The organism is Ornithinibacillus halophilus (genome assembly GCF_900129485.1).
Lineage (GTDB): Bacteria > Bacillota > Bacilli > Bacillales > Amphibacillaceae > Ornithinibacillus > Ornithinibacillus halophilus.
Genome location: NZ_FQVW01000034.1, coordinates 1 through 12,941, shown reverse-complemented (window position 1 = coordinate 12,941; position 12,941 = coordinate 1). Strand labels below are relative to the sequence as shown.

At 36.3% G+C, this 12,941-nt stretch carries 19 protein-coding genes; 14 read left to right on the top strand and 5 right to left on the bottom strand.

Annotation, left to right across the window (positions count from 1 at the left end; genetic code table 11):
- The first annotated feature begins 93 nt into the window (after positions 1-93).
- Together BUB12_RS12555 and BUB12_RS17735 are read left to right on the top strand one after the other, a co-directional pair.
- On the top strand, positions 94-243 hold the full coding sequence (locus tag BUB12_RS12555; protein ID WP_072891270.1) for a small acid-soluble spore protein P: 150 nt from the start codon (positions 94-96) through the stop codon (positions 241-243).
- 111 nt (positions 244-354) lie between these two features.
- Positions 355-513 (top strand): hypothetical protein, encoded by a 159-nt coding sequence (locus BUB12_RS17735; RefSeq protein ID WP_159431582.1) that lies wholly within the window; start codon positions 355-357, stop codon positions 511-513.
- 23 nt (positions 514-536) lie between these two features.
- Here BUB12_RS17735 and BUB12_RS12550 read toward each other — a convergent pair whose 3' ends face one another.
- Complete coding sequence (locus BUB12_RS12550) at positions 537-980, bottom strand: GNAT family N-acetyltransferase (protein ID WP_072891269.1); 444 nt, start codon at positions 978-980, stop codon at positions 537-539.
- 519 nt (positions 981-1,499) lie between these two features.
- Positions 1,500-3,005 (bottom strand): malate:quinone oxidoreductase, encoded by a 1,506-nt coding sequence (locus BUB12_RS12545; RefSeq protein ID WP_200801069.1) that lies wholly within the window; start codon positions 3,003-3,005, stop codon positions 1,500-1,502.
- 278 nt (positions 3,006-3,283) lie between these two features.
- Here BUB12_RS12545 and BUB12_RS12540 point away from each other — a divergent pair, with 278 nt between their 5' ends.
- The 9 genes from BUB12_RS12540 to BUB12_RS12505 all read left to right on the top strand — a co-directional run bounded on the left by BUB12_RS12540 (position 3,284) and on the right by BUB12_RS12505 (position 8,076).
- Complete coding sequence (locus tag BUB12_RS12540) at positions 3,284-3,514, top strand: hypothetical protein (RefSeq protein WP_072891267.1); 231 nt, start codon at positions 3,284-3,286, stop codon at positions 3,512-3,514.
- 74 nt (positions 3,515-3,588) lie between these two features.
- Entirely contained in the window at positions 3,589-3,858 is a 270-nt protein-coding gene (locus BUB12_RS12535) for a hypothetical protein (RefSeq protein ID WP_072891266.1), read from the top strand.
- A gap of 99 nt (positions 3,859-3,957) precedes the next feature.
- On the top strand, positions 3,958-4,818 hold the full coding sequence (locus BUB12_RS12530) for an AraC family transcriptional regulator (RefSeq protein WP_072891265.1): 861 nt from the start codon (positions 3,958-3,960) through the stop codon (positions 4,816-4,818).
- A 175-nt stretch (positions 4,819-4,993) separates the two neighbouring features.
- Complete coding sequence (locus BUB12_RS12525) at positions 4,994-5,305, top strand: hypothetical protein (protein ID WP_072891264.1); 312 nt, start codon at positions 4,994-4,996, stop codon at positions 5,303-5,305.
- Positions 5,306-5,333: 28 nt separating this feature from the next.
- Complete coding sequence (locus tag BUB12_RS12520) at positions 5,334-5,921, top strand: GNAT family N-acetyltransferase (protein ID WP_072891263.1); 588 nt, start codon at positions 5,334-5,336, stop codon at positions 5,919-5,921.
- A gap of 15 nt (positions 5,922-5,936) precedes the next feature.
- Complete coding sequence (locus BUB12_RS12515; protein ID WP_072891262.1) at positions 5,937-6,518, top strand: hypothetical protein; 582 nt, start codon at positions 5,937-5,939, stop codon at positions 6,516-6,518.
- A gap of 61 nt (positions 6,519-6,579) precedes the next feature.
- Positions 6,580-6,714 carry a hypothetical protein gene (locus BUB12_RS18195; RefSeq protein ID WP_268801940.1) on the top strand — a complete coding sequence of 45 codons (135 nt, stop codon included), beginning with the start codon at positions 6,580-6,582 and terminating at the stop codon, positions 6,712-6,714.
- 115 nt (positions 6,715-6,829) lie between these two features.
- A complete protein-coding gene (locus BUB12_RS12510; RefSeq protein ID WP_072891261.1) occupies positions 6,830-7,213 on the top strand; it encodes a hypothetical protein in 384 nt (127 codons plus the stop codon).
- 89 nt (positions 7,214-7,302) lie between these two features.
- Positions 7,303-8,076: a class I SAM-dependent methyltransferase gene (locus BUB12_RS12505; RefSeq protein ID WP_072891260.1), complete on the top strand. Its 774-nt coding sequence runs from the start codon at positions 7,303-7,305 to the stop codon at positions 8,074-8,076.
- A gap of 306 nt (positions 8,077-8,382) precedes the next feature.
- Here the strand turns inward: BUB12_RS12505 and BUB12_RS17730 are convergent, their stop codons facing one another.
- The 3 genes from BUB12_RS17730 to BUB12_RS12495 are packed head-to-tail and all read right to left on the bottom strand — an operon-like array spanning position 8,383 to position 9,887.
- Complete coding sequence (locus BUB12_RS17730; protein WP_159431581.1) at positions 8,383-8,553, bottom strand: hypothetical protein; 171 nt, start codon at positions 8,551-8,553, stop codon at positions 8,383-8,385.
- Positions 8,554-8,574: 21 nt separating this feature from the next.
- Positions 8,575-9,018, bottom strand: coding sequence for an RDD family protein (locus BUB12_RS12500; protein WP_072891259.1), 444 nt, complete (start codon positions 9,016-9,018; stop codon positions 8,575-8,577).
- A 35-nt stretch (positions 9,019-9,053) separates the two neighbouring features.
- On the bottom strand, positions 9,054-9,887 hold the full coding sequence (locus tag BUB12_RS12495; RefSeq protein ID WP_072891258.1) for an alpha/beta fold hydrolase: 834 nt from the start codon (positions 9,885-9,887) through the stop codon (positions 9,054-9,056).
- 149 nt (positions 9,888-10,036) lie between these two features.
- Here BUB12_RS12495 and BUB12_RS12490 point away from each other — a divergent pair, with 149 nt between their 5' ends.
- From BUB12_RS12490 to BUB12_RS12480, 3 genes are all read left to right on the top strand, one after another.
- A complete protein-coding gene (locus BUB12_RS12490; RefSeq protein ID WP_072891257.1) occupies positions 10,037-10,825 on the top strand; it encodes an MBL fold metallo-hydrolase in 789 nt (262 codons plus the stop codon).
- A 123-nt stretch (positions 10,826-10,948) separates the two neighbouring features.
- The gene (locus tag BUB12_RS12485; RefSeq protein ID WP_072891284.1) at positions 10,949-11,932 is read left to right on the top strand and encodes an ABC transporter ATP-binding protein; all 984 of its coding nucleotides are present in this window, start codon (positions 10,949-10,951) and stop codon (positions 11,930-11,932) included.
- Complete coding sequence (locus BUB12_RS12480) at positions 11,910-12,683, top strand: ABC transporter (RefSeq protein WP_072891256.1); 774 nt, start codon at positions 11,910-11,912, stop codon at positions 12,681-12,683. Before BUB12_RS12485 ends, BUB12_RS12480 begins: the two co-directional genes overlap by 23 nt.
- The last annotated feature ends 258 nt before the right edge of the window (positions 12,684-12,941 follow it).

Sequence of the window (12,941 nt, the reverse complement as noted above, 5' to 3'; positions counted from 1 at the left end):
CTCCTTATGATATCACAAGGGTTCAATCATGAGCATGCATAAATAAGTAGCTCTATCACAAAAATAGGGTATATGGAAGGAGGGAGACGTGCGATGAGTAACCCAAAAGGACCGAAGCAGCAAAAGAATCCAAAATTGCCAAAAAGCCCAACACAAGGATATGGTGAACCATTAAGCGGGTCAAAGGATGTAAAAAACAGAAATCATTCTAGACAAAACAAAAATCCACACCACGGATTGTAGATAGAACAGAGAAGGCATAAGTCTGAAGCGCTTATGCCTTTATACGTATTGAAATATTAGATTATTATGATAAAATGCGAATAAGCTGCCATATTTAAAAGGAGGGGTCAAATGGATAATGCTTCATGGATCATTAGCTTAATTTTTTTCATTATTATTTTAGTAGGGATGATGGAATTATTTTCAATGAGTAAACGCCAAAAACAATTAGAAGAAAAATTAGATGAAATCCACCAGAATTTAAGGGAACTTAAAAATACTGCTGATTAGTCATAATGTATGCTACTGTTCTATCAAATTGTATATTTAAAAAGCAGTTCACCATTTGGGTCTTTTTCATTCATATATTCAAATCCGATACTCTCATACAAACGATGAGCAATTATATTATCCTCAACAATACTTAAATAAATAATATTAACACCATACTCTTGTGAAACAATATTAATCAGTTTTTTCATGGCAATCTTTCCTAATCCTAAACCTTGATATTTTTCATCAATCATTATTCTGTCGATCCAAGTATCTTTGTTAGGTCCAAAAGATCCATACATAGCAAAGCCTACAATTCGTTCATCATGATAAATAGCGACCGGGTGCCACTCCTTGTATATTTCCGCTTCTTTAAGACATTCATCCACCGTTTCAATAAATTTTTCTTGTCCTGGCTTCAGGCGTATATTTCGAACTATATTCTCATTTGTATCATCAATATCTTTAAAATACACAGTACTCAAAAGTCTACACCTCACGATTTATGTTTATATAACGGAACGAGGATTCATCGGCTCCCCTGTGTGGTTCCTGATTCCGTTAAATCACTAGAAACACCTAATATTGAAGGATTCACGGTTCCTCATTCCGTTATAGGCTGAAATCCCGTAGTTCTTTGCTGAAAAAATCAGAATAACGGAACCAGGATTACACTACACCGAAAATCAGCCCATTTTTGGGGGAATAACAGAACGAGGATTCATCGTCTCCCCTGTGTGGTTCCTGATTCCGTTAAATCACTAGAAACCCCTATTATTGAAGGGTTCACGGTTCCTCATTCCTTTATAGGCTGAAATCCCTTAGTTCTTTGCTAAAAAAATCAAAATAACGGAACCACGATTACACAACACCGAAAATCAGCCTATTTTTGAGACAATAACGGAACGAGGATTCATCGTCTCCCCGAACTGGTTTCTGGTTCCGTAAAATCCCTTCAAAAACGAAAAAAGGACACAGAAACTACCTTCCATGTCCCAAAATATTTAATGTAAAACTGGCTTTTTTTTATCATGTAACCCTAGTGTCTCAGCTGCTGTTTGATGAACTTTATCCAGTAAAGCTGGATTTTCCATCAATGATTTGCCATAAGAAGGAATCATTTCCTTGATCTTAGGTTCCCATTCTTTGACGTGTTCTGGGAAGCATCGATTAATAACATCAAGCATGACGTTTACGGCAGTTGATGCACCTGGAGATGCTCCAAGTAATGCAGCAATTGAACCATCTTCGGCACTGATTACTTCTGTACCAAATTGAAGGGTTCCTTTGCCACCGCGTTCAGTTTCTTTGATTACTTGAACACGTTGGCCGGCCACGACAATATCCCAGTCTTTGCTTTTCGCATTAGGAATAAATTCACGTAATTCATCCATACGACTTTCTTTTGATAGAAGAACTTGCTGGATTAAATATTTTGTTAGTGCAAAGTTCTTAGCTCCTGCTGCCAACATGTTAAAGATATTATGTGGTTTTAAGGATGCAAATAAATCAAGGTTAGAACCGTATTTTAAGAATTTAGGTGTGAATCCTGCGAACGGTCCAAATAGCAAGGATCGTTTATTGTCAATATATCTAGTATCTAAATGTGGTACTGACATTGGTGGAGCGCCGACCTTTGCCTTACCGTACACTTTTGCTTGATGTTGTTGGACGACTTCAGGATTATTACATACCAAAAATAATCCGCTTACAGGGAAGCCACCAACGCCTTTTCCTTCAGGGATCCCAGAATCTTGAAGAAGTTCTAAGCTTCCTCCACCAGCACCAATGAAGACAAATTTTGCTTTATGAGATTCAACTTTATAATCTTCATTATTATGGATTTTCAATTCCCATAACCCGTCTTTGTTACGTTTAATACTCTCAACACTATGGTTATAATTAAGCTCCACATCTTGATTATGAAGATGGCTCATTAACGTACGAGTTAATGCCCCAAAGTTAACGTCTGTACCTGAATCGATTTTTGTTGCAGCAATTGGCTCATTTGATGAACGGCCTTCCATAATAAGCGGAATCCATTCTTTTAGTTTTTCTGGGTCTTCAGAAAACTCCATCCCCTCGAATAAAGGATTCGATGATAACGCTTTAAATCTTTTCTTTAGAAAATCTATATTATCTTTACCTTGTACCATACTCATATGAGGTAATGGCATGATAAAATCTTGTGGATTTTGAATCAAGTTATTTTTTACAAGATAAGACCAAAATTGAGTTGACACTTGAAATTGTTCATTAATTTTTATTGCTTTACTAATATCTAATGTTCCGTCGGGTTTTTCGACTGTGTAGTTCAACTCACACAACGCCGCATGCCCCGTACCAGCATTATTCCATTCGTTTGAGCTTTCCACCCCTGGTTTATCTAGCTTTTCAAAAACTTTTATCTCCCACTCCGGCTTTAATTCCTTCAAGAGTGTCCCTAATGTTGCACTCATGATTCCGGCGCCAATTAAAATGACGTCTGTTTTAGTTTCTCTGTTGCTCATTTTAACCAACCTTTTCCCCTAAGATTTGCAGAAAAGTAAAGGTCCTTTATTTGCCCAACCTATAACTACTTTTCTGTCTAACTATAACTATATCATATTGTATAAAAATTGTTTCAAATATCTACTATTATATGATAATTATAAGTTATTGAAAAGGTAAACATAGGTAAAAGTTCCTTAAGTAGGTTGTAGATGATTAATTCAGAAATTTTTGATTAAATACTTCCTTAATTATGGTATGCTATTGTCATAGGAAAAGTAGCCTGAAGGAGGATCTTATGGATAGTAAAATATTTAAGGGGAAATTAAGTTACGATGACTATATGAATATCTTTTTTGTCACTATTATTTTCAGTACGTTTGGCATTTTTATTGCAGTCTTTACCGAGAATCTAGGATTATTCCTAAACATCCTAATTGCTGGTGTTTTAATCGATGGGTTAAAATTTGCAGCGAAGGTATTTGTATCTATTCAATCTCCAGATAACATCGAGGATACAGAAAAGTAATTGAAAAGCACAGAATAATAGTTTATTATCTTTATATACATAGAATTACTAGGTAATTAAGTAGGAGTGATGTAATGAAAAAAACAATTCTCATAACAACGCTTTGTGCCGTAGTTATCATTATTACAGGAAGCTTTATAGCAGTAAATAGTAAGCACAATGAAATTAAGGAAAACGTAAAAAAATCCAATCCTGAAGTATCGGCAATTGAATCGATCCGTGGAGTTGGAGGTTGGATGGAACCGACTTCAGAATACACGCTCGTAGTAATTATGGGTGGCCAAACATATCGTGTCTGGACTAGAGGAGATGGTGAACTATTGGATAAGGTGGTAATCGAATAAAAAGAGCGTTACTTGTTTCAGTCCTGTCATCACGAAGCACGGAAGAACAGGTATACTGTGAAGAAGCTTGCTAAAGTTAGTTTGAAAGGAGAGAGCTGGATGGAGGGGCTTCAAAGAATGCTAGACAGCATTGATCATATCGAAAATAATTTAGACCGCGATTTGTCAATTGCAGAAATAGCTGATATTGCCTACATGTCTAAATTCCATTTTCAACGGTTATTCAATATGTTAACAGGTTACACGGTAAGTGAATACATTCGGAATCGTCGTATTACAGTAGCGGCCCAAGAGTTAGTCAACTCCAACGCCAAAGTAATCGATGTTGCTTTAAAGTATGGATATGAAAGCCCTGAATCTTTTGCGAAGGCTTTCCGAAAAATTCACGGTGTTAGTCCATCGACAGCTAAGAAAAATAGTAAGAGCTTGAAGGCGTATCCTAGACTCTCTTTTCAAATTCAAATAAAGGGTGACGTAGAAATGGATTACAAAATTATGAAAAAAGAGGGCTTTACAGTTGTAGGAAAAAGTATTCGCACATCAATCATTGATGGTGAAAATAAACGCGAGATACCAGCTTTCTGGAAAGAAGCAAATAGTAATGGGTTCGTGGAAGAATTATCGAAGAATTGTGGACCTCGTGGAATACTAGGAATTTGTCCAGATTTTTATCCACAGCAAGAAAATATTACGTACTTAATTGCAGCTGAAAAAAGAATGGATCAAGTACCTCCTGGTTGGGTAGAACGAGTGATTCGGGCAGCTAACTGGGCTGTGTTCCCAGTAAAAGGTGCCATGCCTGATGCAATGCACAAAGTGTGGGATCGGATCTTTTCCGAATGGTTTCCATCAACTGGGTATGAACATGATGGAGGTCCTGAGCTTGAAGTTTATAAAAGTAAAGCAGATCCGTATCAAGAGGACTATTATAGTGAAATATGGATTCCAATTAAAAAATAATCAAAAGGTGTAAGAGCCCACAGGTTCTTGCACTTTTTTGTTTCAGAATATTTAATAAAAATAACCAGAACATTGGCATTTTATGATAATATGTAACCAAAGCACAGGTGAAATTGCAATTAATAGCTGGTTACCTAAGGGGATGCAATTTTAACTAGAAAGGAGTTTGAATGTAATGATTGGACCCGTAGTAGCAATGGCTTTTTTCGTTGGGATAGCATATTGTTTGCTATTGCAAGTACAATTTACAATGACAATCGTACAAAAAGACCGAACATATTCCAGGAGCTCATTTATCGGCAACATTGTTTGTGGACTATCTCTTGCTATCTTTCTGGTTTCCTATATGATAAATGGATTGATGTACTGGGGAATTTTAAAAGAGGGAATTCTTAACAGTCAAAACACTGCTATATGTTGTGTAATCTTCATCCTATTAGCTATGCTGTCAAAATTATTAACATATGATAAAAAAGTGCTGACATAGCTAGAGGTGCGATGTATAAAAAAGCTGTATGAACCAAAAGAAGGAGACAACAAAGTTGATCAGTTTGAAAGAAAAACCAACCATTCTAGGACAGAAAATTATATTAAGACCATTTGATGTAGAGAAAGATTTTCCTTATATTGAGGAATGTATGCAGGACCCAGTTGTCATTAAATATACGGGAAGCTCTGATGATTATAATCGGGAAGAAGTTTATGAGTGGTACCGAACGAGAAAGGATCAGGCTGACCGATTAGATCTTGCAATCGTTGATCAATCGACCAAAATCATGGTCGGAGAAGTAGTCGTGAATCTTTTTGATGAAACAAGAAACAGTATGAATTTCAGAATACTAATCGGGCCTAGAGGAAGGGACAAAGGATTAGGAACAGAAGCAACTCAACTAATTGTAGATTATATTTTCAAAGAAACTAGTTTAAAAGAGTTAACGTTAAGTGTGTTTGCTTTTAACCCACGAGCAAAGAGAGTATATGAAAAAATTGGCTTTGTCATTGAAAGCATTGATGAAAATGAACTTGAATATGATGGAAAGTGGATCGATTCTATTAACATGTCTTTGACTAGAGAAGATTGGGAGAAACGACGAAACTATTAAAAAGGAAGTGGAGTGGTGACAGAAAAACAAAGAAAAACTACGGCTATTATTACTTTCATTCTTATATTCTTGATTCTTTTTTTGACCGGCTTCATTTTAAACAAGGAATGGGATATGATTCGGATGAAAAAAGGAGATGACGCTCCTATCATCTGGGAGGATACATATCCAACGGACAATGTATTATTATTAGAGATGGAAGATAAGCATTTTGAGAGAATTGATGTAAGAATGACAGATATTTATTATCTTCCTAATAAAGAGAGGCTTCATTTTGGAATATGGTATGATTTGTCCGATTATATCTCAGAAGAATATGCCCACTCCGTATTTACTGTGAAATTAGAGGACGAGGATGGCAATGTGTACGATGAAAATCGGTATAGCAAAAAAAGACATGGAATCTTTGGGAAGTTTCAATACCGACAAATTAGTGGAGTATCACTTGATGGTGTGAAAGAACTCTATATGAGTATTTATCCAGTTGAATATGTCCGAGGACAGGCACTTGAAATGGAACCTGAGACTAAATTAATTTTTACAGAAGCTTTGGCTCCTTTACCAGAATACGATCATCACTTATATAATAATGATTAAGCATACATGTTCTTACCAAGTCAGGCAAAAATAACTGGAACACGAACTTGGAGGGATATGTATGGCAAAAGATGAAAAGCTAAATGAAGAAGCAGCATTGAACAATAATCTAGGGTCTTCCACTTTGCGAAGGAATCGTGATATCCAAAAACAGCATCAAAGACCACAAGTAAAAAAGAATTCATCAAGTAAATGAAAACCATTGGGTTGGCTGCAGATGCCAGCCCTTTTCATTTTTAAGCAGATACCACTCCATAAAATGAAACAATACTCAAAATGAAAACGTCTTATCAAAAAATGGGGGGATTCTTGTGAAGAAATATCTATTCTTGTTTGTACCTTTAATTGTACTTATCGGCTGTGCTCAAAAATATATTGACTTGGATTTTGACAGCGGAGATATTCTTCGAGTGGAAGCTAGGGTTGAGGATAGTTTTGAGTATAAATTAGTAAAGGAGATTCAAGACGAAGAGGTCGTTCAATCAGTCATTGATATTTTTAATAGTGAGAGATGGACAACAAATATTGATATTGATATGGCGGATGAACCTGATTTTCTCTTAAACGGGTACCTAATTTGGATTTCTCCCAAGGGTAATCATTTAACCATACTCAAAAATGGTGTAGGCTATGTTCGCCTTTCAGAAGAATACTCTAGTTCGCTACATGAGATTTTAGTAGGCAAGGAGCTATAATTTCTGAGATAAAAAGAAATCATGGTATGATATATCAATCAATAGGCAAATTAACTCCCTCGGAAAATTATTAAAAAGGAAAAATCCAAATGATCATTACAACTGCAGGACGAGCGACAATTGAATTAATTACGAAAGCCAAACAATTAGCCTCAACTTATAAAGTTCCATATTGTGAAAGAAACTGTGTATCCATTGATACGATGAAACAAATGCACCGTGATGATGTACTTGTCGTTGGGAAAGAACGAATATATATTTCCCCACAACATAATGATGAAAAGGTATTTTTTCATCCGAATTTAGCAATGGTACGGGCAAAACGGTTATTAAAAGGTGAGGAAGAACCACTAATTACAACGGCGAAGCTAAAAGAGGGTATGTCTTTTCTTGACTGTACATTAGGATTAGCTTCTGACAGTATAATTGCTAGCCTAGTCGTTGGGCCAACGGGAACAGTGACGGGGCTAGAAGGAAATGACCAACTTTATTTATTGGTTAACGAAGGATTATCCACCTTTTCAAGTGGGATTAAGCAGTTTGATGAGGCAATGCGAAAAATTAATGTTATTTATAATGATCATTTCTCTTTTCTACAAAAAATGGAATCCAATTCTGTTGATGTTGTGTATTTTGACCCAATGTTTCATACAGCTATTGATACATCACATGGGATTAACTCCATTCGAACTCAAGCACTAACCACAGAGATAAACACAGAAACCATTAAAGAGGCCAAACGCGTTGCAAGGGAGCGTGTAGTTTTAAAGGATCACTGGAAAAGTGCTCGTTTTTCTCAACTAGGATTTACTCAACACAAACGCAAGACAGCATTGTTTCATTATGGAACGATTGAGCTCTAATAGAGGCTGGGACAAAAGTATTTTAATAAAGCATAAACCCGAACAATGTTATGTTTGGTGAAAATCATCGCTGCGGAAATATACTTCGCTTTCCGTGGGCGGCTGGTGAGCCTCCTCGTGCTATCGCACTGTGGGGTCTCACCGATGCCTTTGCTCCCACAGGACAAGTAATGCTACGGCAGCATTATCATCGCACGAAGGAAATTGTATTTTATTTCCGAGGAGTCTACGTATATTCCCTCCGCTTAGCTAGCAAATTGTTCGTCTTTGGCAATGACTTTTTAGTTATGTCCCAGCCCCTTCATACTATTTCTCTTTCCAAAATTGAATTATTCCGCGTAAACCGATAATTAGTAAAACGGCAATGGATATACTGTAAACAATTGTCTTCGTCGTGTAACTTATATCCATGCTACTTACGATTGCAGACGCTAAAACACATGTAAGTACAATTATTAATTGTATTCTATTCTGCATACTAAATTGTTCCCCTATCATTTATCGTCTATTATAAGATACATAGGTTGTAGTTAGAATATCATGTAAGGCGCGGTTATCGTCCCGAACGATTATTAAAATAATACTGATGACCGTTAATAGCCACCCAACTAAGTAGAGCGCCCCATGGAATAACCCTCGAATAAGCAGTTGACTTAAAGTGAGTTTTTCCCCGGTTACATTCACAATTTTTAATCCCATGATCCGTTTTCCGACGGTTTGACCATCCCAGAAAAATGGTAGAAATACATAGTAGCAATATGAAAAAATAAGATAAAGTAAAAAATCTAACAAATCAAAATAATACCCGTCAACACTTGTTGAAAAAGCAACAATAAAAAATATTAGAGTACCAATTGTGGCAGCAAGTACATTGTCGATAAGGTAAGCAACAATTCGTTCTGGCAAACCTACACTCACCGGACTTTCTATGTCAATATCCATGAAGACCCCTCCTGTTGTATTTAATAGTCTTTTCCCTAAACGGTGCTAGTTACAAACTCAGCAAATTTTTCTTCTTCTTCTGAAAATGGATTGTGATTGCTTTGATCAAAAATAGTTAACGACGCTTTTGGAAGTAAATCTGTAATTTCTACACTGAATTTCATTGGGCATTGTGCATCGTATTTACCAGTGTAGATAAAACTAGGTATTTGAACTGATGGAAGTTCGTCCCTTATATCATAGGTAGGATATTCTACTCTTCTAAAATAATCGAGCCGGTCGCCCACGGTTTTTCCACTGTTTGGTTTTTGGAGCGATTCTTGTAATTTTTCTTCTGAATAATAGGACATTAATGCCCATTCATATCCTAATTTTCTCCTTGTTTCCAATGGAGTAGAAGGGTCATTTAATTGATCCATTATGTACACGATTCGATTGAAATTCGGATTTTTATGGCAATAAATACTGTCAGGGTCTGCACCATATTCATAGCTTGCAGCAGCACCTCCAGCAATTATTTTAGTTAATGAACTGGGTTGAATAATTGCATACTTTAAAGCTAGCATTCCACCAGTGGAGTGACCTGCAAAACCCCATTTTGCTAATCCCAAAGCTTCGCGAACTGCTTCTAAATCATGAACTGCTTCATCCATACTGTATTCACTTGGATCCTGTGCTTGAACGGAATTTCCTGCACCTCTCAAATTAATAAGATAGACACGATAATGTGCAGTGAAAGGATTTGCAAACGAATTTCCTCGTTCGTCAAAAGCACTATAGTGATGCGTGACAGCTAGTGGGTCTCCTTCTCCTTTTTCAAAAAGTTCAAAGACTCCTCGCTCTGTATCTATTAATCTTTTCTTCCACATAATAATCTCCTTGTTAGCTAGAATTACTTTATATTCTAACATAATATTCTAAAAAATAACTAAATGATTATTCCAAAATCTAATTAGAAATGGTAAATTATAGAATGACTGCTATGATAGAAATAGATGGTTACATGGAGGAATTTTAAATGAAAAAGATAAATGATTCTTGGTTTACGGTTGAATCAATTGATGAAAAAACGTTTGCCATCAGTGAGTATGGCCATTGGGAAAAAGTTCATTCGTATCTTTTGTTAGGAACAGAACGTGCTGCACTAATTGATACAGGACTCGGAATTGACAATATAAAGCGAATAACCGATCAACTAACAAATCTACCTATTATTGTCATCACGACTCATGTGCATTGGGACCATATTGGTAGTCATCAAGAATTCGGTACAATTGTTGTCCATCATGAAGAAGCGAGCTGGTTAGAAGAAGGGATTAAAGGATTATCGATTGATCAAATTCGAAAAGATGTTGCAAGGGATATTACTAAGCAACCACCAGTAACATTTAATCCATCTACCTATACACCATATCAAGGGAAAGCTTCTGAAGTCGTATCGGACGGAGACCTCATTGATTTGGGTGAACGGATTCTGACTATTTTACATACACCGGGCCATTCACCTGGACACATATGTGTACTAGATAATACCTATAATTACTTATTTACAGGAGACCTTCTGTATACAGGTACGCCTATTTATGCGCATTACCCAACTACTAGTCCTGAAAATTTAGTTCATTCATTAGAAAAAATTTCATACTTAGAAGGGCTCCAACGAATTTTTGGTTCACATAATGAGCTAGGCATGGACCCGTCAATTTTATTGGAAGTAATGGAAGCAGTTTATACGTTAAGAAATAAGGATGTAATCCGACATGGAACAGGGATACACAAATTTCAGACGATAAGTATCCAATTTTAAAAAGATGGAGTTACGGTCAGAATCAGTCTTAAGTCTTAGAGTGATTAGAACCGTGGACTGTAGTTTTAAGTGTCAGAATTTTGTAAAGTTAGATTATATTTGAATAGAGAGAGGTTGATGTTTGTGGAACCAATTATTGAAGTTAAAGATCTATACAAAATGTACAAAAAACGAGGAATGAAGGAATCCATTACGGCAGTGAACCATATTTCCTTTACGGTAAATCAAGGAGAAATCCTAGGGTTACTAGGACCAAATGGTGCTGGAAAATCAACAACAATTAAAATGATTTGTGGCCTGATTAAGCCTGATTCAGGAAATATTATCATAAAAGGAATCGATAATCAGGAAAAACGTTTAAAGTCATTAAGCCATATTAGTGCTGTACTTGAAGGGAACCGAAATTTATATTGGCGTTTAACAGTTCGTGAAAACCTAGAATATTTTGCAGGAAATCGAGGTTTATCGCGTAAAGATGTAGCTGAAACAGTGGACAATTTATTAGAACAATTTAATTTGAAACATAAAGAAAAGGAACTGGTCAATCGCTTATCACGTGGGATGCAACAAAAGTTAGCAATTGCAGTAGCTATGCTTGCAGACAGCGATGTAATTTTATTGGATGAACCAACACTTGGATTAGATGTAGAAACGAGTTATGAGGTACGCGAATTATTGCTGAAGGTTGCTAACGAATACAATCGAACGATTATTATTAGCTCCCATGATATGGACGTTATACAAGACATTTGCGAGCGTACTGTCATTATTAACAATGGAACAATAGTCACCGACGATCGAGTGGAGAATTTATTAAAATTATTTGATGCTAGAGCGTATCGGTTATCTTTAGGGAGTTTGTTAAGTGTGAAGCAGCAGCAATTACTCAAAGAAAATTTCCCAATCCATGAATATATACCGGATACCTTTAAATCGTTATTAGAAATCGAATTGCCAAAAAGCGAACAAATCTATGATTTATTCGATATTTTAAAATTGGAAAGTACTCCAGTGGAAGCTATTGATAAAAAGACCGTTAATTTCGAACAAATTTTCATGAAAATTGTAAAGGGGGAAATGCAGCATGAAGTGGTTAAATCTTCTTAAAGCAAATACTAGAAAAGAATATATCCAACTAAAACGGTACTTACCTAATACATTAGCATTTTTATTTACATTTTATTTTATCTTTCTTGGAATGTTTCTAGGAATCCAAGTAATAGGGGACCCAAGTTCACAAGATGCTAACGTTCAATTTGTAATTGTAAATTATATATTCTGGTATTTATCCATGATTGTTGTGCAGGATATAGGTTGGCAGATTACCAGTGAAGCAACACAGGGAACATTAGAGCAATTGAGCATGTCACCAATGGGCATTTGGAGAATAATGATAACAAGACTATTTGCATTAGTAGCTGTTCACTTTTTTATTATTGCAATTCTTCTTTATTTATCCATGCTCACTACAGGTCAGTGGTTAAATGTTGATATCATATCCATTTTACCAATATTAATTTTAACGATCATTAGCATGTTTGGCCTTGGATTTATTATTGCAGGGATGTCCGTTGTGTTTAAGCAAGTGCAAGCATTTTTACAAATCTTACAATTTATTTTAGCTGGATTGGTTTTTGTTCCATTATCCGTTGCACCATTCCTAGCATTCTTCCCAATCGTAAAGGGAGTGGACTTAGTACGCGGCATTATGATTGATGGTTTAACATTAAGTGCCATTAGTACAGGGGATTATTTGATCTTAATCTTTAATGCGGTCTTCTATTTTGTCATTGGATTATTCTTCTTCCTATTCTGTGAGAAGATTGCCATGCGGAAAGGTTTATTGGCTCATTATTAAATTATGATTTAAGTGGTATCGATGCTGATACCACTTTTTTAATTGCGATGGTGTTGTTGGCGATGCCCGTTGGAGCGAGTGAGTGGGGGGTATGGTAACCGACGGGGTCTCTCAATGCCGGAAGCGAGAAGAGAGCGAGGGTTACGGAAATCGAAGAGGCGTCTCGATGCCGGAAGAGAAAGCAGTGAGAGATCGACGGTAATCGAAAGTGCGTCTCGATGCCGGAAGAGAAAGGAGCGAGGGTTCTACGGTAATCGA